The organism is Dorea sp. AF36-15AT (assembly GCF_003477705.1).
Lineage (GTDB): Bacteria > Bacillota > Clostridia > Lachnospirales > Lachnospiraceae > Claveliimonas > Claveliimonas ammoniilytica.
This window is the reverse complement of sequence record NZ_QUDV01000001.1, coordinates 739,016-761,060: the sequence shown is the minus strand read 5'-3', so window position 1 is coordinate 761,060 and position 22,045 is coordinate 739,016. Positions and strand designations below refer to the sequence as shown.

Sequence of the window (22,045 nt, the reverse complement as noted above, 5' to 3'; positions counted from 1 at the left end):
CAGAAACCTGGCATATACAAGAAGAACTCCCGTGGATTCCACGAGAGTTCTTTTTGTAAGTTTAATCTTCATCATCACTTTCAACCGTGTATGTCTGACGCTTTCTTGCCAGTTCGTCATTTTCCAGATATTCGTCATAGGTGGTGATCTTATCGATCATTTTGCCGCCCGGTACGATTTCCATGATACGGTTGGCAGTGGTCTGCACGATCTGGTGGTCACGGGATGTAAATAAGATCACACCAGGGAATTTGATCATACCATTATTCAGAGCGGTGATGGATTCCATATCAAGGTGGTTGGTCGGTTCATCAAAAAGCAGTACATTGGCACCGGAGATCATCATCTTAGACAGAAGACAGCGTACCTTCTCGCCACCGGAGAGAACCTTTACTTTCTTAACACCGTCGTCACCACCGAACAGCATACGTCCAAGGAAGCCACGCACGTAAGTGGCATCTTTGTTTTCAGAATACTGTGTCAGCCATTCTACGATGGTATCTTCATTGTCGAATTCAGAGGTGCTGTCCAATGGGAAGTACGCCTGTGAAGTGGTGACACCCCATTTATAAGTACCTTCATCCGGTTCCATTTCACCCATCAGGATCTGGAAAAGTGTTGTCTTAGCAAGCTCATTGCCGCCGACAAATGCAACCTTGTCTTCTCGGTTCAGTGTGAAACTGATATTGTCCAGAATTTTTTCACCCTCAATCGTTTTGCTTAGTCCGTCAACGGTGAGTACCTCATTACCGATGGAACGGTTTGGAGTGAAATTGATGTATGGGTATTTACGGCTAGACGGCTGAATATCATCGAGCTGGATCTTTTCCAGGGCACGTTTACGGGAAGTTGCCTGTTTGGACTTGGAAGCGTTGGCACTGAATCTGGAAATAAAGTCCTGCAACTCTTTGATCTTTTCTTCCTTTTTTTTGTTAGCTTCTTTCATCTGGCGGATCAGCAGCTGGCTGGATTCGTACCAGAAGTCATAGTTACCGGCATAGAGCTTGATTTTGCCATAATCGATATCAGCAATCTGTGTACATACCTTATTCAGGAAATAACGGTCATGTGACACTACGATTACGGTATTGTCAAAGTTGATCAGAAATTCTTCCAGCCATCCGATAGCATCCAGATCCAAATGGTTCGTCGGCTCATCCAGAAGCAGGATGTCCGGGTTGCCAAACAGTGCCTGGGCAAGAAGAACTTTTACTTTATCCGGGCCAGGAAGGTCCTTCATCATAGTGTAATGGAGTTCGGTACCAATTCCAAGTCCATTCAGAAGTGTAGCTGCATCGGACTCGGCTTCCCATCCGTTCATGGTTGCAAACTCGCCTTCCAGTTCGCTGGCACGGATTCCATCTTCATCAGTAAAATCTTCTTTGGCATAGAGTACTTCTTTTTCTTTCATAATCTCGTACAGTCTGGCATTGCCCATGATGACCGTATCAAGAACCATGTATTCATCATATTTAAAATGATCCTGCTGAAGAAATGACAAACGCTCACCAGGCGTAATGATCACTTCACCGTTGGTAGGCTCTAACTGACCGGACAGAATCTTTAAAAATGTCGATTTACCGGCACCATTTGCTCCGATCAGACCATAGCAGTTGCCTTCGGTAAACTTGATGCTTACATCTTCAAATAGCGCCTTTTTACCGACACGCAGGGTAACATTGCTTGTGCTTATCATAGCTTGATAATCCTCCTTATTCTTATATCCGCAGACAATCTTATCAAAAAAACATGGAAATAGCAAGGAAGCTGGTATATAATTATGCCATACTTGTTGTAATTAGAAAGAAGGGGATATCATGCATCATGCAACCATGATACTGGAAGGCGGAGCCACCAGGGGAGTGTTCACATCAGGCGTATTGGACTACCTGATGGAAAAAGAGTTCTATACCTCCCATGTTATCGGCGTATCTGCCGGAAGCTGCAATGGCGTGGATTATGTATCCAGACAGCCGGGCAGGACCAGAGACTGTATGATCCACAGAGAGAAGGAATACAGTTACTATCAGGGAGTAAGAAAATTTTTAAAAAACAAAAGTTTATTAAATATGGATATGATCTTTGACCGTTATCCGAATGAGATATATCCGTTTGATTATGATACATTTTTTGCATCCAATATGAAATGTGAGATTGTGACGACGAACTGCGTGACCGGTAAAGCAGAATATATGGAAGAACACAGTGACAGAGAACGTTTGATGAGGCTGTGCCGTGCATCCAGCAGTATGCCGCTGGCTTCACCGATGGTGAATATTGATGGTGTGCCATATCTGGATGGTGGAGTGGCAGATTCTGTACCGATCCGTCATGCATTGAAAAGTGGCAATGCCAAGATCATCGTAGTGCTTACGCGTAATCCGGGTTACCGCAAGAAACCGGTGTCTAAGGGGACGGCGAAGCTTTACCGCAAAGCATACAAGAGCTATCCAAAGATGGCAGCGTGTGCTGTTCACAGGAATCGTATGTATAACCGTACGATGGAACTGGTAGAGAAGCTGGAAGCAGAAGGAAGAATCTATGTGATTCGTCCAATGGTTCCAACAGTATCCAGACTAGAGCGTGATTATGATAAGTTGATGAGCTTTTATGAGCATGGTTATGCTCTGATGAAAAAGGAGTATGCTAATCTGCTCCGATATATGGAAGAATAAGACAGAACTGGAGATAATATATGGGTAAATCGCTATATATCGCTGAGAAACCAAGTGTGGCGCAGGAATTTGCCAAGGCGCTCCACTTAAAGACAAAGCGCGGCGACGGCTATCTGGAAGCTGAAGACAGTATCGTGACATGGTGTGTGGGACATCTGGTCACGATGAGCTATCCGGAAGTCTACGATATGAAATACAAACGGTGGAGTCTGGAGACTCTGCCTTTTTTGCCGGATGAATTTAAATACGAAGTTATTCCACAGACTTCCAAGCAGTTTCGGATTGTATCCGGTTTGTTGAAACGAGATGATGTAGATACCATTTATGTCTGTACCGACTCCGGTCGTGAGGGAGAATACATTTACCGTCTGGTGGAACAGATGACCGGTGTACAGAATAAAAAGAGATTAAGAGTCTGGATTGATTCCCAGACAGAAGAAGAAATTCTGCGCGGGATCAGAGAGGCAAAGGATTTGTCAGAATATGATAATCTGTCGGCATCGGCTTATCTGCGTGCCAAAGAGGATTATCTGATGGGAATTAATTTTTCACGTCTTCTGACATTGAAATACGGTAACAGTATATCGAATTATCTGAATAAAAAGTATTCTGTTATTTCTGTAGGAAGAGTTATGACCTGTGTACTTGGCATGGTTGTACGCAGAGAACGGGAAATTCGTGAATTTGTAGAGACTCCGTTTTACCGTGTCCTCAGTACCGTAGAAGTGAATGGGCAGAAGCTGGAAGGCGAATGGAAGGCAGTAGAAGCTTCAAAGTATTATGCGTCTCCGCTTCTTTACAAGGAAAATGGATTCAAGAAAAAAGAAACCGCGGAGGAACTGATCCGCTATCTGAAAGAGGAAGAGCCGTGTATGTATCGGATCGAATCCATTGAAAAGAAAAAAGAAAAGAAGAATCCACCACTGCTGTTTAACCTGGCGGAACTTCAGAATGAATGTTCCAAGAGGTTTAAAATCAGTCCTGACGAGACACTGCGGGTGGTACAGGAACTCTATGAGAAGAAACTGGTTACTTATCCGAGAACGGATGCCAGAGTGCTTTCAACGGCTGTGGCAAAGGAAATCCATAAGAATCTGAACGGACTCATGAAATACAGTCCGGCGGTACCATTTCTGAATGATATTGTGACTATGGGAAGTCATAAGGGACTGGCAAAGACTCGATATGTGAATGACAAGCAGATTACAGACCACTATGCGATTATTCCGACCGGACAGGGAGAGAGTGCATTAAAGAGTCTGTCTCATTTGTCCGGGCAGATCTATGATGTGATCGTTCGGAGATTCTTAAGTATCTTCTATCCGCCGGCGGTATATCAGAAAGTGCTGGTAACCGGTAAGATAAGAGAAGAGTCGTTTTTTACCAGTACCAAAGTTCTGGCAGAAAAGGGATATATGAAAGTAGCTGGTGTGCCGGGACAAAAGGAGGAGGACGAATCCGGAGAAAATGCACTTCTGGAAGCAGTTAAATCACTCCGTAAAGGCATGGCTCTTCCGGTGACAGACCTGTCTATCCGGGAAGGGAAGACCTCTCCGCCAAAACGGTATAATTCTGGTTCATTGATTCTTGCAATGGAAAATGCAGGTCAGCTTATTGAGGACGAGGAACTCCGTGCCCAGATTAAAGGAAGTGGTATTGGAACCAGCGCTACCAGAGGAGAGATTCTGAAGAAGTTATTTAATAACGGCTATCTGGCATTGAATAAAAAGACACAGATCGTAACGCCGACACTGGAAGGCGAGATGATTTATGACGTGGTGGAACATTCTATTCGGTCCCTTTTGAATCCGGAACTTACCGCAAGTTGGGAAAAGGGGCTTACTTATGTGGCTGAAGGCGATATTACTTCAGAAGAATATATGACTAAATTAGAGAACTTTATACGGTCCAGAACCATGGGGGTGCTGCGGCTGAATAATCAATATGAACTGCGCGGATGTTATGACCGTGCGGCTGGATTCTATAAGAAAGGAAAGAAATCATGAAAGAAATAACTGTCAAAGAACTGTACACACTGGATGAGACGATTGCGAAGGATTTGTTTGAAGGAGTTACTTATCCATGGGAAGTGTTGCCAAAGATCAGCGCATTCATCCTGAAATTAGGAGCTACGCTTCCGGCAGACGAGTATGAGAAAGTGGGAGATGACGTATGGATCGCCAGATCTGCCAATGTATTTCCGTCTGCATACATTCACGGACCGGCAATTATCGGTAAGAACGCAGAAGTGAGACACTGTGCGTTTATCCGTGGCAATGCGATCGTAGGTGAAGGCGCGGTTGTGGGCAATTCTACAGAGCTGAAAAATGTTGTGCTATTTAACAAAGTTCAGGTGCCACATTACAATTATGTGGGTGATTCCATTCTTGGTTATAAGGCGCATATGGGAGCAGGTTCTATTACTTCTAATGTGAAATCCGACAAAAAGCTGGTGGTTGTCAAGACTCCGGAAGGCAATATTGAGACTGGTATCAAGAAATTCGGAGCAATGCTTGGAGATGAAGTAGAGGTAGGATGCGGATCTGTGCTGAATCCCGGAACAGTTGTGGGAGCACACAGTAATATCTATCCGCTTTCATCCGTAAGAGGAGTGGTGCCGGCAGGAAGCATTTACAAAAAACAGGGCGAGGTTGTGGAAAAATATGGAATCTAAGGTTCAAATAGCGGAAGACAAATTTAATCACAGGTATAACTGCTGTCAGTCAGTTATATGTTGCTATTGTGAGGAATTTGGCTTAGAAGAAAAAGATGTATTTCGCATGACAGAAGGGTTTGGCCTGGGAATGGGAGGTCTGAAAGATACTTGCGGTGCAGTTGTTGGGATGTTTATGACCATAGGTCTTGCCAATTCAGCAGGGAATCTCTCTGATCCATACATGACGAAATCAGATACTTATACCAAGATTATGGAGGCCGCTCGTCTGTTTGAAGAAAAGAAGGGCTCTCTGATGTGCAGAGATTTGCTTACGGATAAAGGAGCACAGCCATTGCCATGCTGCAGAGAATGTGTGAAAACAGCAGTAGAAGTATTAGAGACTATCATATAGCATAAAAAGATTCGGCTTTTAAACCGAATCTTTTTTATTGACAGTATATTCATCCTGTGATACTATAACAACATAAACTTTACCACTTTAAAGCGCAACGGTTTAAAGCGACGATGTTTCACGAATGAAAGAAATGAATGGAGGAAATGAATATGTCGAAAGAATTACTGTGTGCCATAATGTTAATCATCTTTTTTGGAGTTATGGTGTACGTTGGATTCTATTCTAGAAAACATGCTAAAGATGTGAATGGTTTTGTTCTTGGCGGACGCGGTGTAGGTCCATGGCTTACAGCTTTTGCTTTTGGAACATCATACTTTTCAGCAGTTATCTTTGTGGGATATGCGGGACAGTTTGGCTGGAACTTTGGTCTTGCATCTACCTGGGCGGGACTTGGTAATGCGTTTATCGGTTCGCTGCTTGCGTGGAATGTTCTGGGAAGAAGAACAAGAGTTATGACGCAGCATCTGGATGCCAAGACAATGCCGGATTTTTTTGGAAAGAGATTTGAATCTGTCCCATTAAAAGTGGCAGCTTCTGTGATTGTATTTATCTTTCTGATTCCATACACTGCATCTCTTTACAACGGATTATCCAGTCTGTTTGGTCTGGTGTTTGACATTCCTTACTGGATAGTTATTGTGGTTATGGCAGTACTGACCGGTGTGTATGTTATCTTTGGCGGTTACATGGCTACAGCAATCAATGATTTTATTCAGGGAATTATCATGCTGTTTGGTATCTGTGCTGTAATCGGCGCGGTACTGATGGATAACGGCGGACTGCTTAATGCTACCAGGACACTTGCCTCTGTTACCGGAGATGCGGGGTGGCAGGGTGCGTATACAGCATTTCTCGGACCGGATCCGTTGGCACTTCTTTTTGTAGTTATCCTTACATCTCTTGGTACCTGGGGATTGCCGCAGATGGTTGGTAAATTCTATGCCATTAAGAGTGAAAAGGATATCCATAAAGGTACCGTGATTTCTACAATATTTGCGATTATCGTGGCAGGCGGATGTTACTTCCTTGGAGGTTTCGGACGGTTATATGCGGACCGTGTTGTGATCAATGAAATGACCGGAAAGCCGTTATTTGACACAATCATCCCTACGATGTTATCGACACTTCCGTCTATTGTAATTGCGGTGGTAATTGTGCTTGTATTGTCGGCATCCATGTCCACACTGTCATCACTGGTACTAACATCCAGTTCTACATTTACACTGGATGTGATCAGACCGGCATCAAAGAAAAAAATACCGGATGAACAGCTGGTATCTACGATGCGGTTATTCATTGTATTTTTCATCATCGTATCTGCAGTGATCGCAATTTTCAAGGATGCACATCCGGAAGTTACATTTATTGCCCAGATGATGGGTGTGTCCTGGGGAGCGCTTGCAGGAGCATTTCTTGCACCGTTTTTATATGGATTGTACTGGAAAGGAATCAGCAAGGCATCCGTAGCTGTATGCTTTGCCTGGGGATGTGCTGTGGCTGTATTGCAGTTAGTGATCACACTTACAGGAACCGATGTGAGCGGCTGGGGAACTGTACTCAGTTACATTTTTAAGTCATCCATTAATTCCGGTGTGGTAGCAATGGTAGGCGGACTGATTATTGTTCCAATCGTAAGTGCATTTACAGGAAAACAGGATAAGAAGGTTCTGGAAAATATTTTCTCATGCTACAATGAGACAATTACGATCACAAAGAAAACTTCACTTCAGGAGTAAAAACGTGATTTTTGGAAATGTAAAAGTATCATATCAGAATTAAAACGCAGACTGTGGTTGACAATAACCACAGTCTGCTGTATTATGTTCACATATACAGATCTGTGAAATTAATTGTTGACTTTTTTTGAGAACTATAATACTATTAATACATGATGACGAACGAATGTTCGAGAAAACGTTCGAGATGTAAGGAGATTATAACATGGCAAGTGATGATAAGAAGAAAGCATTAGATGCAGCGATAGCGAAGCTGGAGAAGGATTTTGGTAAAGGTACAGTGATGAAGCTGGGAGATCCGGCTGCCAGAGTTGCAGTAGAGACTGTTCCAACAGGTTCTCTGAGCCTGGATATTGCATTAGGACTTGGCGGGGTACCAAGAGGACGAGTGATCGAGATATATGGCCCTGAGTCAAGTGGTAAGACTACAGTAGCGCTTCATATGATTTCAGAAGTACAGAAGCAGGGTGGTATTGCAGGATTTATTGATGCAGAACATGCACTGGATCCTGTATATGCGAAGAATATCGGTGTGAATATTGACGAACTGTATATTTCACAGCCGGACAGCGGTGATCAGGCGTTGGAGATCACTGAGACTATGGTACGTTCCGGTGCGATGGATATTATCGTAGTGGACTCTGTAGCAGCGCTTGTACCGAGACAGGAGATAGAAGGTGATATGGGTGATTCACATGTAGGTCTGCAGGCAAGACTGATGTCTCAGGCGCTTAGGAAGCTTACACCTGTTATCAGCAAGTCGAACTGTGTCGTGATCTTTATCAATCAGTTACGTGAGAAGGTTGGTGTGATGTTCGGTAATCCGGAGACTACTACAGGTGGTCGTGCGCTGAAGTTCTATGCTTCTATCCGCATGGATATCCGTCGTATTGAGACTTTGAAGCAGAGCGGCGAGATGGTAGGTAACCGAGTTCGTGTTAAAGTGGTTAAGAACAAGATCGCGCCACCTTTCAAAGAGGCTGAATTTGACATCATGTTCGGTAAAGGTATTTCCAAGGAAGGAGATATCCTGGATCTGGCGACGAACCTTGGTATTGTGAATAAGAGTGGATCATGGTTTGCTTATGATGGAGATAAGATTGGACAGGGACGTGAGAACGCCAAGCAGTGGCTTGCATCTCATCCGGACAAGATGGAAGAGATCGATCATAAAGTACGTGCACATTATCAGGTGACTGAGGATGCAGATGCAACAGAAGAGACCGCAGATTCAGACAAGAGTGCGGGAAAAGATGTGGAATAAAAGATGCAGATTACAGATATCAAGTCGGTAAGTAAGACTAAGTTTAAAGTATATCTGGATGGACAGTTCGCCTTTACACTTTATAAAGGCGAACTGTTTCGCTATAGAATACAGGAAGATGGCGAACTGAGTGAAGAAGTATATCAGGAGATCCGGGAAAAGGTTGTTTTGAAAAGAGCAAAGTTGCGGGCGATGCATCTGCTGAATGATATGGACCGTACAGAAAGCCAGCTTCGCATCAAGCTGCTGAATGGTGATTATCCGGCAGATATTGCGGATGAGGCAATTGCCTATGTGAAGTCTTTTGGCTATATTAACGACGAGTCTTATATCCGACGATTCATTGAAAGCAGGAAGAATAGTAAAAGTAAGAAAGAGATTTATGCACTTCTGATGAAGAAGGGTGTAGATATGGAACGGGTGCGGGAGATTCTGAGTGAATACTACAGTGCGGAAGATTCTCTGAATGCTATACGTGATCTTTTACGGAAAAAGAGATATGATCCGAAGAGTGCTACGGATCAGGAAATGCGTAAAATATACGGCTATCTGGCAAGAAAAGGATTTGGTTATGAAGATATCCGTCAAGTAATACAGATTAACGAGTGGAATACTTGACATATTTGTGAAAACAGTATAAAATTTAAATGTTGTATTTGTACAATGAAAATTTAATAAGGAGGTGCTCCTGTGCCAATAGGAATTGTGATTGCTGTAGCCGCAGTGTTAGTCATTGTAGCCGCAGTTGTCAGTCATTTCGTGACGGTATCCAATCTCAGAAAGAATGCTGAGTCTAAAATTGGTAATGCGGAAAGCAGAGCTCGCGAGATTATTGATGATGCAGTTAAAACAGCCGAGGCGAAGAAGAAGGAATCTCTCTTGGAAATTAAAGAAGAATCTATCAAGACGAAGAATGAGCTCGAAAAGGAAACCAAAGAACGTAGAGCAGAGTTACAGCGTTATGAGAAGAGGGTTCTGTCCAAGGAAGAGTCTTTAGACAAGAAGTCTGACGCAATCGAGAGACGTGAAGCGGCATTTACGGCAAAGGAAGAACATTTACGTCAGCGTGAAGCGAAAGTGGAAGAGCTGAGTAAGCAAAGAGTACAGGAACTGGAAAGAATCTCAGGACTTACCTCCGAACAGGCAAAAGAATATTTGTTAAAAACTGTTGAAGACGATGTGAAACATGACACTGCGAAAATGATAAAAGAAATGGAAGCGCAGGCAAAGGAAGAGGCAGACAAGAAGGCAAAGGAATATGTCGTTACTGCTATCCAGAGATGCGCTGCCGATCATGTAGCAGAGACCACCATTTCGGTTGTTCAGCTTCCGAATGATGAGATGAAGGGAAGGATTATCGGACGAGAGGGTCGTAATATACGTACACTCGAAACTCTGACAGGTGTAGAACTGATTATTGATGATACACCGGAAGCAGTAGTTCTCTCCGGATTTGATCCGATTCGCCGTGAAGTAGCGCGAATTGCTTTGGAGAAGTTGATCGTAGACGGACGCATTCATCCGGCAAGAATCGAAGAGATGGTAGAAAAAGCGCAGAAGGAAGTAGATGCGATCATTCGTGAGGAAGGTGAAGCAGCAGCTCTCGAAGTTGGTGTTCATGGCATCCATCCAGAATTGATCAAGCTTCTTGGACGTATGAAGTTCAGAACGAGCTATGGACAGAATGCATTGAAGCATTCCATTGAAGTAGCACAGCTTTCAGGATTATTAGCCGGAGAGATCGGTCTGGATGTACGTCTTGCTAAGCGTGCCGGACTTCTGCACGATATTGGTAAATCCATTGACCACGATGTTGAAGGATCGCATATTCAGATAGGTGTGGATCTTTGTAGAAAATACAAGGAGTCGGCAACCGTTATTAATGCGGTTGAATCACATCATGGCGATGTGGAGCCGGAAACTCTGATCGCATGTGTAGTACAGGCGGCAGATACAATTTCAGCAGCAAGACCAGGTGCGAGAAGAGAGACAATCGAAACATACACAAACAGATTAAAACAATTAGAGGATATCAGCAACCAGTTTAAGGGTGTTGAAAAATCTTTTGCTATTCAGGCAGGTAGAGAGATTCGAATCATGGTAGTTCCAGAACAGGTATCTGATGCAGATATGGTATTACTGGCCAGAGATATTTCAAAACAGATTGAATATGAATTGGAATATCCGGGACAGATTAAGGTAAATGTCATCCGTGAATCGCGGGTAACAGATTACGCAAAATAAGGCATCTGTATAGAAGATAATGTCAGAAAAACCGGGCTTCGGCCCGGTTTTTTGCATAATTAAAGAATGTAACATTATTTTATAACAACTATCATAAAGAGAATATCATAAAACGAAAGGAGAACGCAAATGGCTGATGAAGTAAGAAGAATAAAAAGAGAACTGGTACACAAAGGAGCAGTGCTGGACATTTACTGTGACACCATGCAATTTGAAAATGGTAATACTGCTAAATGGGACTTTATTCATCACGACGGTGCGGCGGCTGTAGTGCCGGTTATGGATGACGGAAGACTTCTGATGGTGCGTCAGTATCGGAATGCATTGGAGAGATATACACTGGAGCTTCCGGCTGGCAAGCTCGACGACCCGAAAGAGGAAGGGATTGTATGTGCTGCCAGAGAACTGGAAGAGGAGACGGGGTATCGTTCAGATAAGTTGGAATGGCTGATCACGCTTCGGACAACGGTTGCATTCTGTGATGAACGGATTGAGATTTTTACAGCACATGATCTGATACCGACCAGCCAGGATTTGGATGAGGATGAGTATATTGACGTGAAAGCCTATACGTTGGATGAACTGAAGAAAAAGATCTTTTCCGGTGAGATTGAAGATTCCAAGACAATCGCTGCCATCATGGCATATGCAGTGAAATATAATCGCTAAAGCAGGTATAAAGGAACGGAGCGGGCATATAATGAAATATCCTGACAGTACGAGGTGAGCAATGATAAAGAATCAGAGCAGAGTAGTGATATTGATTTATATGATGGGTTTTCTGTTGGGGATTGTCTATATGAATATGAGTGCTGGAGAATATATCTCGTCTATGGGAATATTCAACCGGAATTTTGCAGAACAATTTCAGAAAGCAGACATAAAAGGGGTACAGTACCTGGGATATCTCGTTCGGCTGCGTGTTTTACCCGCGATTATTCTTGCACTGATCGGAACGACACGCTTTCGCAGAATAGGTTCAACTGTATTTCTGGTATGGACGGGCATACTTTGCGGCGTGTATTTTACATGTGCGGTAATGAATCACGGAGTTAGCGGCGTGTTGTTTTGTGTGGTTGGATTGCTGCCACATATGGCATGTTATTTGTTTGCATATGGTATTTTGTTTATGACAATCTTCTTCTATCCAAAAAAACAGTGGAATTATGAAAAAACTATAGCATTTTGTCTTGCTATTTGTATGGGTATTGCGTTAGAATATAAAGCGAATCCAATTTTGGTAAAAATGATACTAAAAAGGATTTGATTTTTACCGCATTTTTACTTATAATCTTATATATACAATAGGAGATAAGAATATGGAAAATAAAGTATTAGAGTATGTTGAATATCTGAAAAAAACAAAAGGAATTTCCTTGAATACTGAGATGGCATACAGGCGTGATCTGATGAAGCTTGTAAAGTATCTTGATGCACAGAATGTATCTGATGTTACACAGATTACGGTCACAAATTTGAATTCTTACATGCTTTATATGGAGAAACAAGGGCTGACCAATACGACAATTTCAAGAAATGTTGCATCCATAAAAGGATTTTTCCAATATCTTGTCAGAGAAGGAATTCTGGCTGAGGACGTGTCTTCTACACTGACCAGTCCAAAGATTGAGCGGCGTGCACCGAAGAGTGCATCCAAGGAAGATGTTAAGAAAGTGCTTGCTGTTCCTAATGGCAAGACACCGAAGCTTTTGAGAGACAAAGCAATGATCGAACTGTTATATTCTACCGGTATCATGGTAGAAGAATTGGTCGGTCTGAAAGTGGGCGATATCAATACAGAACTCGGATATTTGCAGTGCCATTTTGAAGGTAATCAGAATGCATATCCGTTAGATCGTCAGGCGCAGAAAGCAATGAACGCATATTTGAGAAGCGGTCGTGATAAGCTGCTTAAGGGTACCGAATCAGACATTCTTTTCCCGAATATTTCTGGAAAGAAGATGAGCCGTCAGGGCTTTTGGAAGATTCTGAAAGGTTATGCTGCCAAGGCAGGAATTAAGGGAACGATTACTCCAAGTATGCTTCGTCACTCTTAATTTGCCCTTTTAACTCAACAGAATTACAAAAGACAATGAAATCAGAACAATAAAATCAGGAGCCACATCCTTTATGGGTGTGGCTCTTATAATGTCTCGCCCTTTTGGAAATATCGGTATAAAAACTGAAGAGACAAAAAGAACAGAAGTACCTGACTGAATAATAATCCGATTAAATAACCGTAGATACCTTTCTGCGGAATATATATGTAGATGCTCAGAATCCGGATGATCAGGTGAAGACTGTTGTACAGAAAAGAAATAAATGGTTTGCCCAGACCATTGATTATGCTTGTAAGGATACTGTTAGTGTATAGAAATGGACAGATCCAGGCCAATGTGGTGATGAATTTGCCGGCAAGTGAACTGTGAAAGAGCCAGATACCTGCAAGACTGCCGCCAAATAAAAAAACTACGCTGCACATTGCTCCCAACAGGAGACTTCCAAGGCATAGTCTACTGACAAAAATTTTTATGGCAGTATGATTTCTGGATGCCTGCAGCTCTGCAATGGCAGGTAATGTCATAGAGGCTATTGAATTGCTGACTGCAGTTGGAAACAAAATCAATGGAAGTGCCATGCCTGTCAACACGCCATACATACGTAGTGCATTATTCGTATCCATGCCAAAGACACGAAGCTGCACCGGAATGGATACGGCTTCAATGCTCTGCAAAATATTTAGAAGTATTCGATTGGCAGTTAACGGAACGGACAAAGCTGTTAACTCTTTTAAGGAAGATAAAAACATGGAAGGAGTAGCCTGGCTATGCGCAAGTGTAATACCCTGTTTGCTGCGAAGAATATACAAGCTGTAACTCATAGAGAAAAATTCTCCGGCTGCAAGTCCGGCGACTGCGAGAGCAACGTTCGCATGGGAACCGTTTCTCGTAAAAACGGTAAATAATAGACAGACAAAAACAACCCGGGAAGTCTGCTCGATCAGTTGTGAAAATGCCGGAATACGTGTCTGCTTTAACCCCAGGTAATATCCACAGATACAACTGTGAATAGATGCAAAGGGGATTGCGTATGACATGGCAGTAATAGAAAACATGCATCTTGGCTCGTGTAAAAAATGAATTGCGATTGCAGAGTTGTAATGCTGAAGCAGATACATGGTAATCATAGATAATAGAAAAGAAAGTCCTATCCCAGTGTAAAGAAGGCAGGTGCATTTTTTATCTCGATGAAGTGTGTGCTCACGTGCAACCGATCTGGAAACAGCGGTTTGGATACCAGCACTTGTGAATGAAATTGCAAGTGCATAGACAGGAAAAATCAACTGATATAGACCAACTGCTGTTTCTCCGAAGGAACGGCTTAAGAAAATCCGATAGAAGAAACCGATCAATCGGGTAGCAATGCCTGTAAATGTAAGAATTAATGTTCCTTTAATGAGGATTTTTCGCTGCATGGAGTGACCCCTTTATTTACATTATCTTTATAATTTATTCCCAAATTCGCCTTGACAGAACCATTTCCCAGTGATATTCTACATACGTAAATCCTAGTAAAAAAGTAGGGATTTAAAAGAAGGTGATGAATTGAAGCTTTCTACAAAGGGAAGATATGGACTGCGTGCAATGATTGATATCGCGGTATACAGTGAGAAAGAACCGGTACCGATCTGCAAGATTGCAGAACGCCAGAGCCTTTCAGAACGATATCTGGAGCAGTTGATGTCTTTACTCAGAAAGAATGGACTGATTCGAAGCGTACGCGGAGCCGGCGGCGGATATGTGCTGGCGAGGGATGCTTCTGAAATATCGGTAGGTGATGTGCTTCGCGCCCTGGAGGGAAGCCTGGAACCTGTAGATTGTGATGGATTCAATCCAGATGGGGAGTGCGAAGCAGCCGGAGAGTGTGTCACCAAGTATGTCTGGAGGAAGATTAATGAAAGTATTAATCGGACAGTAGATGAGATGAAGCTGGATACACTCGTAAAAGAAAGCAGGGAGCTATCGGGAAGTGACAGAAGTCATGCAAAGAAATGTGATCGATAGAATAGGATTAGGAGATTAATCAGGAAGACAAAAAGATACAGATCTTAAGGAGGAAATACAAAATGGGAAAGATTATTTATCTGGATAATGCAGCTACTACAAGGACGGCACCGGAAGTACTGGATGCCATGATTCCTTATTTTACAGAAAAGTATGGTAATCCGTCAACTGTATATAGCATCGGATCTCAGAACAAGGATGTAATTACAAAACAGCGCGAGATCATTGCAGAGGCACTTGGAGCTCAGTCTAATGAGATTTATTTCACTGCCGGTGGATCTGAGTCAGATAACTGGGTGCTGAAAGCAACTGCTGATGCATATGCAGACAAAGGGAATCACATTATCACAACTAAGATTGAGCATCATGCAATTCTGCACAGCTGTGAGTATCTGGAAAAGAAAGGTGTCGAAGTAACGTATGTTGGAGTAGATGAGAACGGTGTTGTGGATCTGGAAGAATTAAAAGCAGCGATCCGTCCGACTACAATTTTGATTTCAGTCATGTTTGCAAATAATGAGATCGGAACGATTCAGCCAATCCGTGAGATCGGTGAGATCGCACATGAACATGGAATTCTGTTCCATACAGATGCAGTACAGGCATTTGGTCAGGTGCCGATTAATGTAGATGAGTATCATATCGATATGCTCAGTGCAAGCGGACACAAATTTAACGGACCAAAGGGAATTGGTTTCGCATACATCCGTAAAGGTGTTAAGATTCGTTCATTTATTCATGGCGGAGCGCAGGAAAGAAAACGTCGTGCCGGTACAGAGAATGTGCCTGGAATCGTTGGAATCGGTACAGCAGCAGCAAGAGCAATGCGTACGATGAAAGAACGTACAGATAAAGAGATTGAATTAAGAGATTATCTGATTGAGCGTGTAATGAATGAGATTCCTTACACAAAGCTTAATGGTCACAGAGAAAAGAGACTTCCGAATAATGCAAACTTCTGTTTCCGCTTCGTAGAAGGTGAGTCGCTTCTGATCATGCTTGACATGAAAGGAATCTGTGGATCAAGCGGTTCAGCATGTACATCGGGATCCCTGGATCCGTCACATGTTCTTCTTGCAATCGGATTGCCTCATGAGATTGCTCACGGATCACTTCGCCTGACATTGGGTGAAGATACAACCAAAGAAGATATTGATTATGTAGTAGATTGTCTGAAGAAGATTGTGGCTGACCTTCGTGCAATGTCACCACTTTATGAAGATTTTGTTAGAAAACAGAACAGATAATTATACAGATTGTTCAGGACGTTCGACTTGAATATAGACAGAGACAAAACAGAGATAAAATTGGAGGAAAACTATGTATACAGAAAAGGTAATGGATCATTTCCAGCATCCTAGAAATATGGGAGAGATTGAGAACGCCAGCGGTGTGGGTACAGTTGGTAATGCAAAATGTGGAGATATCATGAGAATTTATCTGGATATTGATGAAAATCAGATTATCCGAGATGTAAAGTTTAAGACATTTGGCTGTGGCGCGGCTGTCGCAACCAGCAGTATGGCTACAGAACTGGTAAAAGGAAAGAATATCCAGGAAGCCATGGAAGTGACTAATAAAGCGGTTATGGAAGCTCTGGACGGACTTCCGCCGGTAAAAGTACACTGCTCACTTCTTGCCGAAGAAGCAATTCATGCGGCACTCTGGGATTATGCAGAGAAGAATGGTATCGAGATCAAGGGACTTTCTAAGCCGAAGTCAGATATCCATGAAGGCGAAGAAGAGGAAGAAGAGGAATATTAAAAAAGGACGGGAAATATGGACCGTAAGAAAGTAGTAGTAGGAATGTCCGGTGGAGTAGATTCATCGGTGGCAGCTTTGCTTTTGAAACAGCAGGGTTATGATGTGATTGGTGTGACGATGCAGATCTGGCAGGATGAAGACGAATTCATCCAGGAAGAGAATGGCGGATGCTGTGGATTGAGTGCAGTGGATGATGCCAGAAGAGTTGCGGCCGAGATTGGAATTCCTTATTATGTAATGAATTTTAAAGACGATTTTCGTGCGTATGTAATCGATTATTTTGTGGAAGAATATACCAACGGCAGAACGCCGAATCCATGTATTGCATGTAATCGATATGTGAAATGGGAATCTCTTCTTAAGAGAAGTATGGATATTGGTGCCGACTATATTGCAACCGGTCATTATGCGCGGGTGGATAAGCTGCCGAATGGCAGATATGCATTGCGTACATCTCGTACCGAAAAAAAGGATCAGACTTATGCTTTGTATAATCTTACACAGGATCAGCTTTCAAGAACGTTAATGCCGGTAGGTGCTTACGAAAAGGATGAGATCCGTAAGATGGCTGAGGAAGCCTGTCTTCCTGTGGCACATAAGCCTGACAGTCAGGACATTTGCTTTGTGCCGGACGGTGATTATGCGTCTTTTATTGAAGAATACAGAGATACCAGATTCCCGGAAGGTAATTTTGTGACTGCAGATGGTAAGGTGATTGGACATCATAAGGGGATTATCCATTACACTGTCGGCCAGCGTAAAGGACTGGGACTGGCACTTGGATATCCTGCGTTTGTTCTTGAAATCAGACCGGAGACTAATGAAGTAGTGATCGGTGGATACGATGAGTCACTAACAAATACAGTACGGGCAGTTCAGCTGAATTTCATGTCCGTGGAGGATCTTGCAGAACCAAAACGAGTGTGGGCGAAGATTCGATATAATCATAAAGGTGCGTGGTGTGTGATTGAAAAGACAGGACCGGATGAAGTAGTCTGTACATTTGACGAACCACAACGCGCTGTGACGCCTGGACAGGCAGTGGTATGGTATGACGGTGAATATGTGCTGGGTGGCGGTACGATTACGGGAGGAAAATAGATATGAGAGCAGATGTGCATATGCATTGCGGTTTTTCTAATGATTCGGAGACCAGACCGGAAGATATGGTCGAGAGTGCGATCGCAAAAGGTCTGTCGGTAATCTGTTTTACGGATCATTACGATAAAGATAATCTGGACTGGGGCGATGAAGCAATATTCGATGTGGAATCGTATTTTCAGAAAATGATAGAGCTGCAGGAAGAATACCGGGATCAGATTGATATCCGGATCGGTGCAGAGATTGGCATGCAGCCGTATCTTGCGGAATATTATCAGGATTTCATGGCGCAGCATCCGTTTGATTTTGTGATTGGTTCTGTGCATTCGGTGCTGGAACATGATGTGGCGCTGGATTTCTTTCAGAAGCACAGTGATCCGGAAGGATATAAGATCTATTTTGAGGAAATGCTTCAGGATGTACAGAAGATTAAATCGTACGATGTGCTGGGACATCTGGATTACATTGTGAGATACAGCAATCAGGGAAGTAAGGGCTTTGATTTAAATGATTATATGGATATAATCGAAGAAATATTAAAACAGGTGATCGCGCATGGCAAGGGCATTGAGATGAATATGTCCGGTCTTAAGTATGGGTTGGGAGCACCACATCCGCAGCCGGAGATCATAAAACGATATCGGGAGCTTGGCGGTGAGATTATCACAGTCGGCGCAGATGGACATATCCCTGAGCATATTGCTTACGACTATCATCTGGCTGATGATATTTTAAAATCCTGTGGATTCAAGTATTATACGGAGTTCAAAGGAAGAAAACCACTCTTTGTGAAAATTTAATAGAAAAATGTGGAAAATCCACGGTTTTTTGAAAGAAATACCGTTCCTATTATAAAAAGATAAAAGAGGGTTGAATTTTTTTGCGATATTTAGTAAAATTAAGACTGGTTGATGATTCTTTAACAAGATGTTAAGGAATTTCAAATAAAAACGGCTGTATAACAGTCAAAATCATATTAGGAGGAATTAATCATGGCAGTAAAAGTAGCGATTAATGGATTTGGACGTATTGGACGTCTTGCATTCAGACAGATGTTCGGAGCAGAAGGATACGATGTAGTTGCAATCAATGACCTTACATCACCTAAGATGCTTGCTCACCTGTTAAAGTATGACTCATCACAGGGAACATACGCTCTGGCTGACAAGGTTGAAGCTACAGATGATTCTATCATCGTAGACGGAAAAGAAATCAAGATTTATGCAAAGGCTAACGCTGAAGAGCTTCCTTGGGGAGAGATCGGTGTAGACGTAGTTCTGGAGTGTACAGGATTCTACACATCTAAAGAAAAAGCATCTGCTCACATCAAGGCAGGAGCTAGAAAAGTTGTTATCTCTGCACCAGCAGGAAATGACCTTCCTACAATCGTATACAATGTAAACCATAACGTACTTAAGCCAGAAGATACAGTTATTTCTGCAGCTTCTTGTACAACAAACTGTCTTGCACCAATGGCTAAGGCTCTGAACGATCTTGCACCGATCAAGTCTGGTATCATGTGCACAATTCACGCATACACAGGAGATCAGATGACTCTTGATGGCCCACAGAGAAAGGGTGACCTGAGAAGATCTCGTGCAGCAGCAGTTAATATCGTTCCTAACAGCACAGGTGCTGCTAAAGCAATCGGTCTGGTTATCCCAGAACTGAACGGAAAGCTTATCGGAGCTGCTCAGCGTGTACCAACCCCTACAGGATCTACAACAATCCTGACAGCAGTTGTTGACGGAGAAGTTACAGTTGATCAGATCAACGCAGCTATGAAGGCAGCTTCTACAGAGTCATTCGGATACAACACAGATGAGATCGTTTCCAGCGATATCGTTGGTATGAGATATGGTTCTCTGTTTGATTCTACTCAGACAATGGTTCTGCCACTTGACAACGGAACTACAGAGGTTCAGGTTGTTTCTTGGTATGACAATGAGAACTCTTACACAAGCCAGATGGTTAGAACAATCAAATACTTTGCTGAATTAGCATAATGTAATTGATTTTATAAGAGACTCAAAAGGGTCCGGTCGGTTTGGACCGGATCCTTTTTTCTATCATGATTAATTTGAAGGAGATGAAATTATGCTTAACAAAAAATCTGTTGATGATATTAATGTAAAGGGGAAAAAGGTTCTGTGCAGATGTGATTTTAATGTACCATTGATCGATGGTAAGATCACAGACGAGAACCGTCTGGTAGCTGCACTTCCTACAATCAAGAAGTTGATTGCTGATGGAGGACGTGTGATCCTTTGCTCACATCTTGGTAAGCCAAAGGGAGAACCAAAGCCGGAACTTTCACTGGCACCTGTAGCTGTTCGTCTTTCAGAACTGCTGGATCAGGAAGTTAAATTTGTTCCGAGTGATGTAGTAGTAGATGACAGTGTAAAAGCTGCTGTTGACGCTATGAAAGACGGAGAGGTGATTCTTCTTCAGAATACACGATACAGAGCAGAAGAGACAAAGAACGGAGAGGCATTCTCTAAGGAGCTGGCTTCTCTTTGCGATGTTTTTGTAAATGATGCATTTGGTACAGCTCACAGAGCACACTGCTCTAACGTAGGTGTAACACAGTTTGTTGATACAGCTGTGGTTGGTTACCTGATGCAGAAAGAGATTGACTTCCTTGGCAATGCAGTTAATAATCCGGAGAGACCGTTTGTTGCTATCCTTGGCGGAGCTAAAGTATCAAGCAAGATTTCTGTAATCGAGAATTTGATCGATAAGGTAGATACCCTGATCATCGGTGGCGGAATGTCTTACACATTCTGTAAAGCAAAAGGTGGCTCAGTTGGTAAATCCCTGCTTGAGGAAGACTATTGTGAATATGCACTGAACATGCTGAAGAAAGCAGATGAAAAGGGCGTTAAACTCCTTCTGCCGGTAGATAATGTGATCGCAGATGATTTTTCAAATGATGCTAACAGCAAAGTGGTAAATGCTGGTGAGATTCCGGAAGGTTGGGAAGGTCTTGATATCGGACCAGAGACAGCTAAGATCTTTGCAGCAGCAGTAAAAGATGCGAAGACAGTTGTATGGAATGGACCAATGGGATGTTTTGAGATGCCGAACTTTGCAAAGGGTACAGAGGCAGTAGCTAAGGCTCTTGCTGAGACAGACGCTGTTACTATCATTGGCGGTGGTGATTCTGCAGCAGCAGTTAACCAGCTTGGATACGGAGATAAGATGACACACATCTCTACAGGTGGTGGAGCTTCTCTGGAATTCCTGGAAGGAAAGGAACTTCCTGGTGTGGCTGCTGCTAACGATAAATAAGAAGAAAGAGGTAGAACAAACATGGCAAGAAGAAAAATTGTTGCAGGTAACTGGAAAATGAATAAGACGCCAAGCGAGGCAGTAGCCCTTGTTGAGGAACTGAAACCGCTGGTAGCTAGTGATGATGTAGACGTAGTATTCTGCGTACCGGCTATTGATATTATTCCAGTAGCTGAGGCTGTTAAAGGAACTAACATTCAGGTTGGTGCTGAGAACATGTACTTTGAAGAGAAAGGTGCTTACACAGGTGAGATTTCACCGGCTATGCTGGTAGATGCCGGTGTTAAGTATGTAGTACTTGGACATTCAGAGAGAAGAGAGTATTTTGCTGAGACTAACGAGACAGTTAACAAGAAAGTCCTGAAAGCATTTGAGCATGGTATTACACCAATCATGTGCTGTGGAGAGACTCTTGAGCAGAGAGAGCAGGGAGTTACAATGGACTTCATCCGTCAGCAGGTTAAAGTTGGTCTGCAGAATGTAACAGCTGATCAGGCTAAGACAATGGTTATCGCTTACGAGCCAATCTGGGCTATCGGAACAGGTAAGACAGCTACTACGGAGCAGGCTCAGGAAGTATGCTCAGGTATTCGTGCCTGCATCGCTGAAGTATATGATGAAGCTACTGCAGAAGCAATCCGTATTCAGTACGGCGGATCTGTTAATGCTACTACAGCTCCTGAATTATTTGCTCAGCCGGATATCGACGGTGGTCTTGTAGGCGGCGCAGCTCTGAAGCCAGATTTCGGAAAAATCGTTAACTACAAATAAGACAAAATTTCAGGTCGTGGGGGTGGAAAGATTCGCCCCTGCGATTTTGTGTTTTTATGAATTT

21 protein-coding genes are annotated in these 22,045 nt (G+C 42.9%); 19 read left to right on the top strand and 2 right to left on the bottom strand.

Annotated elements, in window-relative coordinates:
- Nucleotides 1-61 precede the first annotated feature (61 nt).
- Complete coding sequence (locus tag DWZ93_RS03575; protein ID WP_118383540.1) at nucleotides 62-1,696, bottom strand: ABC-F family ATP-binding cassette domain-containing protein; 1,635 nt, start codon at nucleotides 1,694-1,696, stop codon at nucleotides 62-64.
- 121 nt (nucleotides 1,697-1,817) lie between these two features.
- On the opposite strand from DWZ93_RS03575, the gene DWZ93_RS03570 reads away from it, so the two are divergent.
- From DWZ93_RS03570 to DWZ93_RS03520, 11 genes are all read left to right on the top strand, one after another.
- Entirely contained in the window at nucleotides 1,818-2,675 is an 858-nt protein-coding gene (locus DWZ93_RS03570) for a patatin-like phospholipase family protein (RefSeq protein WP_118451985.1), read from the top strand.
- Between the two features lie 20 nt (nucleotides 2,676-2,695).
- On the top strand, nucleotides 2,696-4,681 hold the full coding sequence (gene topB / locus DWZ93_RS03565; protein ID WP_118451984.1) for a DNA topoisomerase III: 1,986 nt from the start codon (nucleotides 2,696-2,698) through the stop codon (nucleotides 4,679-4,681).
- Nucleotides 4,678-5,349 carry a UDP-N-acetylglucosamine pyrophosphorylase gene (locus DWZ93_RS03560; protein ID WP_118451983.1) on the top strand — a complete coding sequence of 224 codons (672 nt, stop codon included), beginning with the start codon at nucleotides 4,678-4,680 and terminating at the stop codon, nucleotides 5,347-5,349. Before topB ends, DWZ93_RS03560 begins: the two co-directional genes overlap by 4 nt.
- Entirely contained in the window at nucleotides 5,339-5,743 is a 405-nt protein-coding gene (locus DWZ93_RS03555; protein WP_118451982.1) for a C-GCAxxG-C-C family protein, read from the top strand. Before DWZ93_RS03560 ends, DWZ93_RS03555 begins: the two co-directional genes overlap by 11 nt.
- A 152-nt stretch (nucleotides 5,744-5,895) precedes the next feature.
- The gene (locus tag DWZ93_RS03550; RefSeq protein WP_118451981.1) at nucleotides 5,896-7,482 is read left to right on the top strand and encodes a sodium:solute symporter family protein; all 1,587 of its coding nucleotides are present in this window, start codon (nucleotides 5,896-5,898) and stop codon (nucleotides 7,480-7,482) included.
- Nucleotides 7,483-7,687: 205 nt separating this feature from the next.
- Complete coding sequence (gene recA, locus DWZ93_RS03545; RefSeq protein ID WP_118451980.1) at nucleotides 7,688-8,746, top strand: recombinase RecA; 1,059 nt, start codon at nucleotides 7,688-7,690, stop codon at nucleotides 8,744-8,746.
- Nucleotides 8,747-8,749: 3 nt separating this feature from the next.
- Nucleotides 8,750-9,364, top strand: a complete 615-nt coding sequence (locus tag DWZ93_RS03540; RefSeq protein ID WP_118451979.1) for a regulatory protein RecX — start codon at nucleotides 8,750-8,752, stop codon at nucleotides 9,362-9,364.
- A gap of 72 nt (nucleotides 9,365-9,436) precedes the next feature.
- Entirely contained in the window at nucleotides 9,437-10,990 is a 1,554-nt protein-coding gene (gene rny, locus DWZ93_RS03535) for a ribonuclease Y (RefSeq protein WP_118451978.1), read from the top strand.
- 129 nt (nucleotides 10,991-11,119) lie between these two features.
- Nucleotides 11,120-11,659, top strand: a complete 540-nt coding sequence (locus tag DWZ93_RS03530; RefSeq protein ID WP_118451977.1) for an NUDIX hydrolase — start codon at nucleotides 11,120-11,122, stop codon at nucleotides 11,657-11,659.
- 61 nt (nucleotides 11,660-11,720) lie between these two features.
- Nucleotides 11,721-12,257 (top strand): stage II sporulation protein M, encoded by a 537-nt coding sequence (locus tag DWZ93_RS03525; protein ID WP_118451976.1) that lies wholly within the window; start codon nucleotides 11,721-11,723, stop codon nucleotides 12,255-12,257.
- A 52-nt stretch (nucleotides 12,258-12,309) separates the two neighbouring features.
- Nucleotides 12,310-13,047 (top strand): tyrosine-type recombinase/integrase, encoded by a 738-nt coding sequence (locus tag DWZ93_RS03520; protein WP_118451975.1) that lies wholly within the window; start codon nucleotides 12,310-12,312, stop codon nucleotides 13,045-13,047.
- 86 nt (nucleotides 13,048-13,133) lie between these two features.
- Here DWZ93_RS03520 and DWZ93_RS03515 read toward each other — a convergent pair whose 3' ends face one another.
- Nucleotides 13,134-14,465 (bottom strand): oligosaccharide flippase family protein, encoded by a 1,332-nt coding sequence (locus DWZ93_RS03515; protein WP_118451974.1) that lies wholly within the window; start codon nucleotides 14,463-14,465, stop codon nucleotides 13,134-13,136.
- Between the two features lie 130 nt (nucleotides 14,466-14,595).
- On the opposite strand from DWZ93_RS03515, the gene DWZ93_RS03510 reads away from it, so the two are divergent.
- The 8 genes from DWZ93_RS03510 to tpiA all read left to right on the top strand — a co-directional run bounded on the left by DWZ93_RS03510 (nucleotide 14,596) and on the right by tpiA (nucleotide 21,981).
- Nucleotides 14,596-15,054 (top strand): RrF2 family transcriptional regulator, encoded by a 459-nt coding sequence (locus DWZ93_RS03510; protein ID WP_118451973.1) that lies wholly within the window; start codon nucleotides 14,596-14,598, stop codon nucleotides 15,052-15,054.
- Nucleotides 15,055-15,116: 62 nt separating this feature from the next.
- Nucleotides 15,117-16,301 carry a cysteine desulfurase NifS gene (gene nifS, locus DWZ93_RS03505; RefSeq protein WP_118451972.1) on the top strand — a complete coding sequence of 395 codons (1,185 nt, stop codon included), beginning with the start codon at nucleotides 15,117-15,119 and terminating at the stop codon, nucleotides 16,299-16,301.
- A gap of 73 nt (nucleotides 16,302-16,374) precedes the next feature.
- On the top strand, nucleotides 16,375-16,818 hold the full coding sequence (nifU, locus tag DWZ93_RS03500) for a Fe-S cluster assembly scaffold protein NifU (RefSeq protein WP_118451971.1): 444 nt from the start codon (nucleotides 16,375-16,377) through the stop codon (nucleotides 16,816-16,818).
- Nucleotides 16,819-16,833: 15 nt separating this feature from the next.
- On the top strand, nucleotides 16,834-17,919 hold the full coding sequence (gene mnmA, locus DWZ93_RS03495) for a tRNA 2-thiouridine(34) synthase MnmA (protein ID WP_118451970.1): 1,086 nt from the start codon (nucleotides 16,834-16,836) through the stop codon (nucleotides 17,917-17,919).
- A 2-nt stretch (nucleotides 17,920-17,921) separates the two neighbouring features.
- Complete coding sequence (locus DWZ93_RS03490; RefSeq protein ID WP_118451969.1) at nucleotides 17,922-18,719, top strand: histidinol-phosphatase HisJ family protein; 798 nt, start codon at nucleotides 17,922-17,924, stop codon at nucleotides 18,717-18,719.
- Between the two features lie 192 nt (nucleotides 18,720-18,911).
- Nucleotides 18,912-19,925, top strand: coding sequence for a type I glyceraldehyde-3-phosphate dehydrogenase (gap, locus tag DWZ93_RS03485; RefSeq protein WP_118383554.1), 1,014 nt, complete (start codon nucleotides 18,912-18,914; stop codon nucleotides 19,923-19,925).
- 91 nt (nucleotides 19,926-20,016) lie between these two features.
- Nucleotides 20,017-21,210, top strand: coding sequence for a phosphoglycerate kinase (locus DWZ93_RS03480; RefSeq protein WP_118451968.1), 1,194 nt, complete (start codon nucleotides 20,017-20,019; stop codon nucleotides 21,208-21,210).
- Nucleotides 21,211-21,231: 21 nt separating this feature from the next.
- Nucleotides 21,232-21,981 (top strand): triose-phosphate isomerase, encoded by a 750-nt coding sequence (gene tpiA / locus DWZ93_RS03475; RefSeq protein ID WP_118383556.1) that lies wholly within the window; start codon nucleotides 21,232-21,234, stop codon nucleotides 21,979-21,981.
- Nucleotides 21,982-22,045: the final 64 nt, after the last annotated feature.

Excerpts from the sequence above, each read along its gene's own strand:
- DWZ93_RS03520 (WP_118451975.1), top strand. The coding sequence starts at position 12,310 with ATGGAAAATAAAGTATTAGAGTATGTTGAATATCTGAAAAAAACAAAA.
- gap (WP_118383554.1), top strand. The coding sequence starts at position 18,912 with ATGGCAGTAAAAGTAGCGATTAATGGATTTGGACGTATTGGACGTCTT.
- nifS (WP_118451972.1), top strand. The coding sequence starts at position 15,117 with ATGGGAAAGATTATTTATCTGGATAATGCAGCTACTACAAGGACGGCA.
- DWZ93_RS03570 (WP_118451985.1), top strand. The coding sequence starts at position 1,818 with ATGCATCATGCAACCATGATACTGGAAGGCGGAGCCACCAGGGGAGTG.
- DWZ93_RS03540 (WP_118451979.1), top strand. The coding sequence starts at position 8,750 with ATGCAGATTACAGATATCAAGTCGGTAAGTAAGACTAAGTTTAAAGTA.
- DWZ93_RS03515 (WP_118451974.1), bottom strand. The coding sequence starts at position 14,465 with ATGCAGCGAAAAATCCTCATTAAAGGAACATTAATTCTTACATTTACA.
- DWZ93_RS03490 (WP_118451969.1), top strand. The coding sequence starts at position 17,922 with ATGAGAGCAGATGTGCATATGCATTGCGGTTTTTCTAATGATTCGGAG.
- topB (WP_118451984.1), top strand. The coding sequence starts at position 2,696 with ATGGGTAAATCGCTATATATCGCTGAGAAACCAAGTGTGGCGCAGGAA.
- DWZ93_RS03560 (WP_118451983.1), top strand. The coding sequence starts at position 4,678 with ATGAAAGAAATAACTGTCAAAGAACTGTACACACTGGATGAGACGATT.
- DWZ93_RS03530 (WP_118451977.1), top strand. The coding sequence starts at position 11,120 with ATGGCTGATGAAGTAAGAAGAATAAAAAGAGAACTGGTACACAAAGGA.
- DWZ93_RS03550 (WP_118451981.1), top strand. The coding sequence starts at position 5,896 with ATGTCGAAAGAATTACTGTGTGCCATAATGTTAATCATCTTTTTTGGA.
- DWZ93_RS03525 (WP_118451976.1), top strand. The coding sequence starts at position 11,721 with ATGATAAAGAATCAGAGCAGAGTAGTGATATTGATTTATATGATGGGT.
- DWZ93_RS03555 (WP_118451982.1), top strand. The coding sequence starts at position 5,339 with ATGGAATCTAAGGTTCAAATAGCGGAAGACAAATTTAATCACAGGTAT.
- DWZ93_RS03480 (WP_118451968.1), top strand. The coding sequence starts at position 20,017 with ATGCTTAACAAAAAATCTGTTGATGATATTAATGTAAAGGGGAAAAAG.
- tpiA (WP_118383556.1), top strand. The coding sequence starts at position 21,232 with ATGGCAAGAAGAAAAATTGTTGCAGGTAACTGGAAAATGAATAAGACG.
- mnmA (WP_118451970.1), top strand. The coding sequence starts at position 16,834 with ATGGACCGTAAGAAAGTAGTAGTAGGAATGTCCGGTGGAGTAGATTCA.
- recA (WP_118451980.1), top strand. The coding sequence starts at position 7,688 with ATGGCAAGTGATGATAAGAAGAAAGCATTAGATGCAGCGATAGCGAAG.
- DWZ93_RS03575 (WP_118383540.1), bottom strand. The coding sequence starts at position 1,696 with ATGATAAGCACAAGCAATGTTACCCTGCGTGTCGGTAAAAAGGCGCTA.
- nifU (WP_118451971.1), top strand. The coding sequence starts at position 16,375 with ATGTATACAGAAAAGGTAATGGATCATTTCCAGCATCCTAGAAATATG.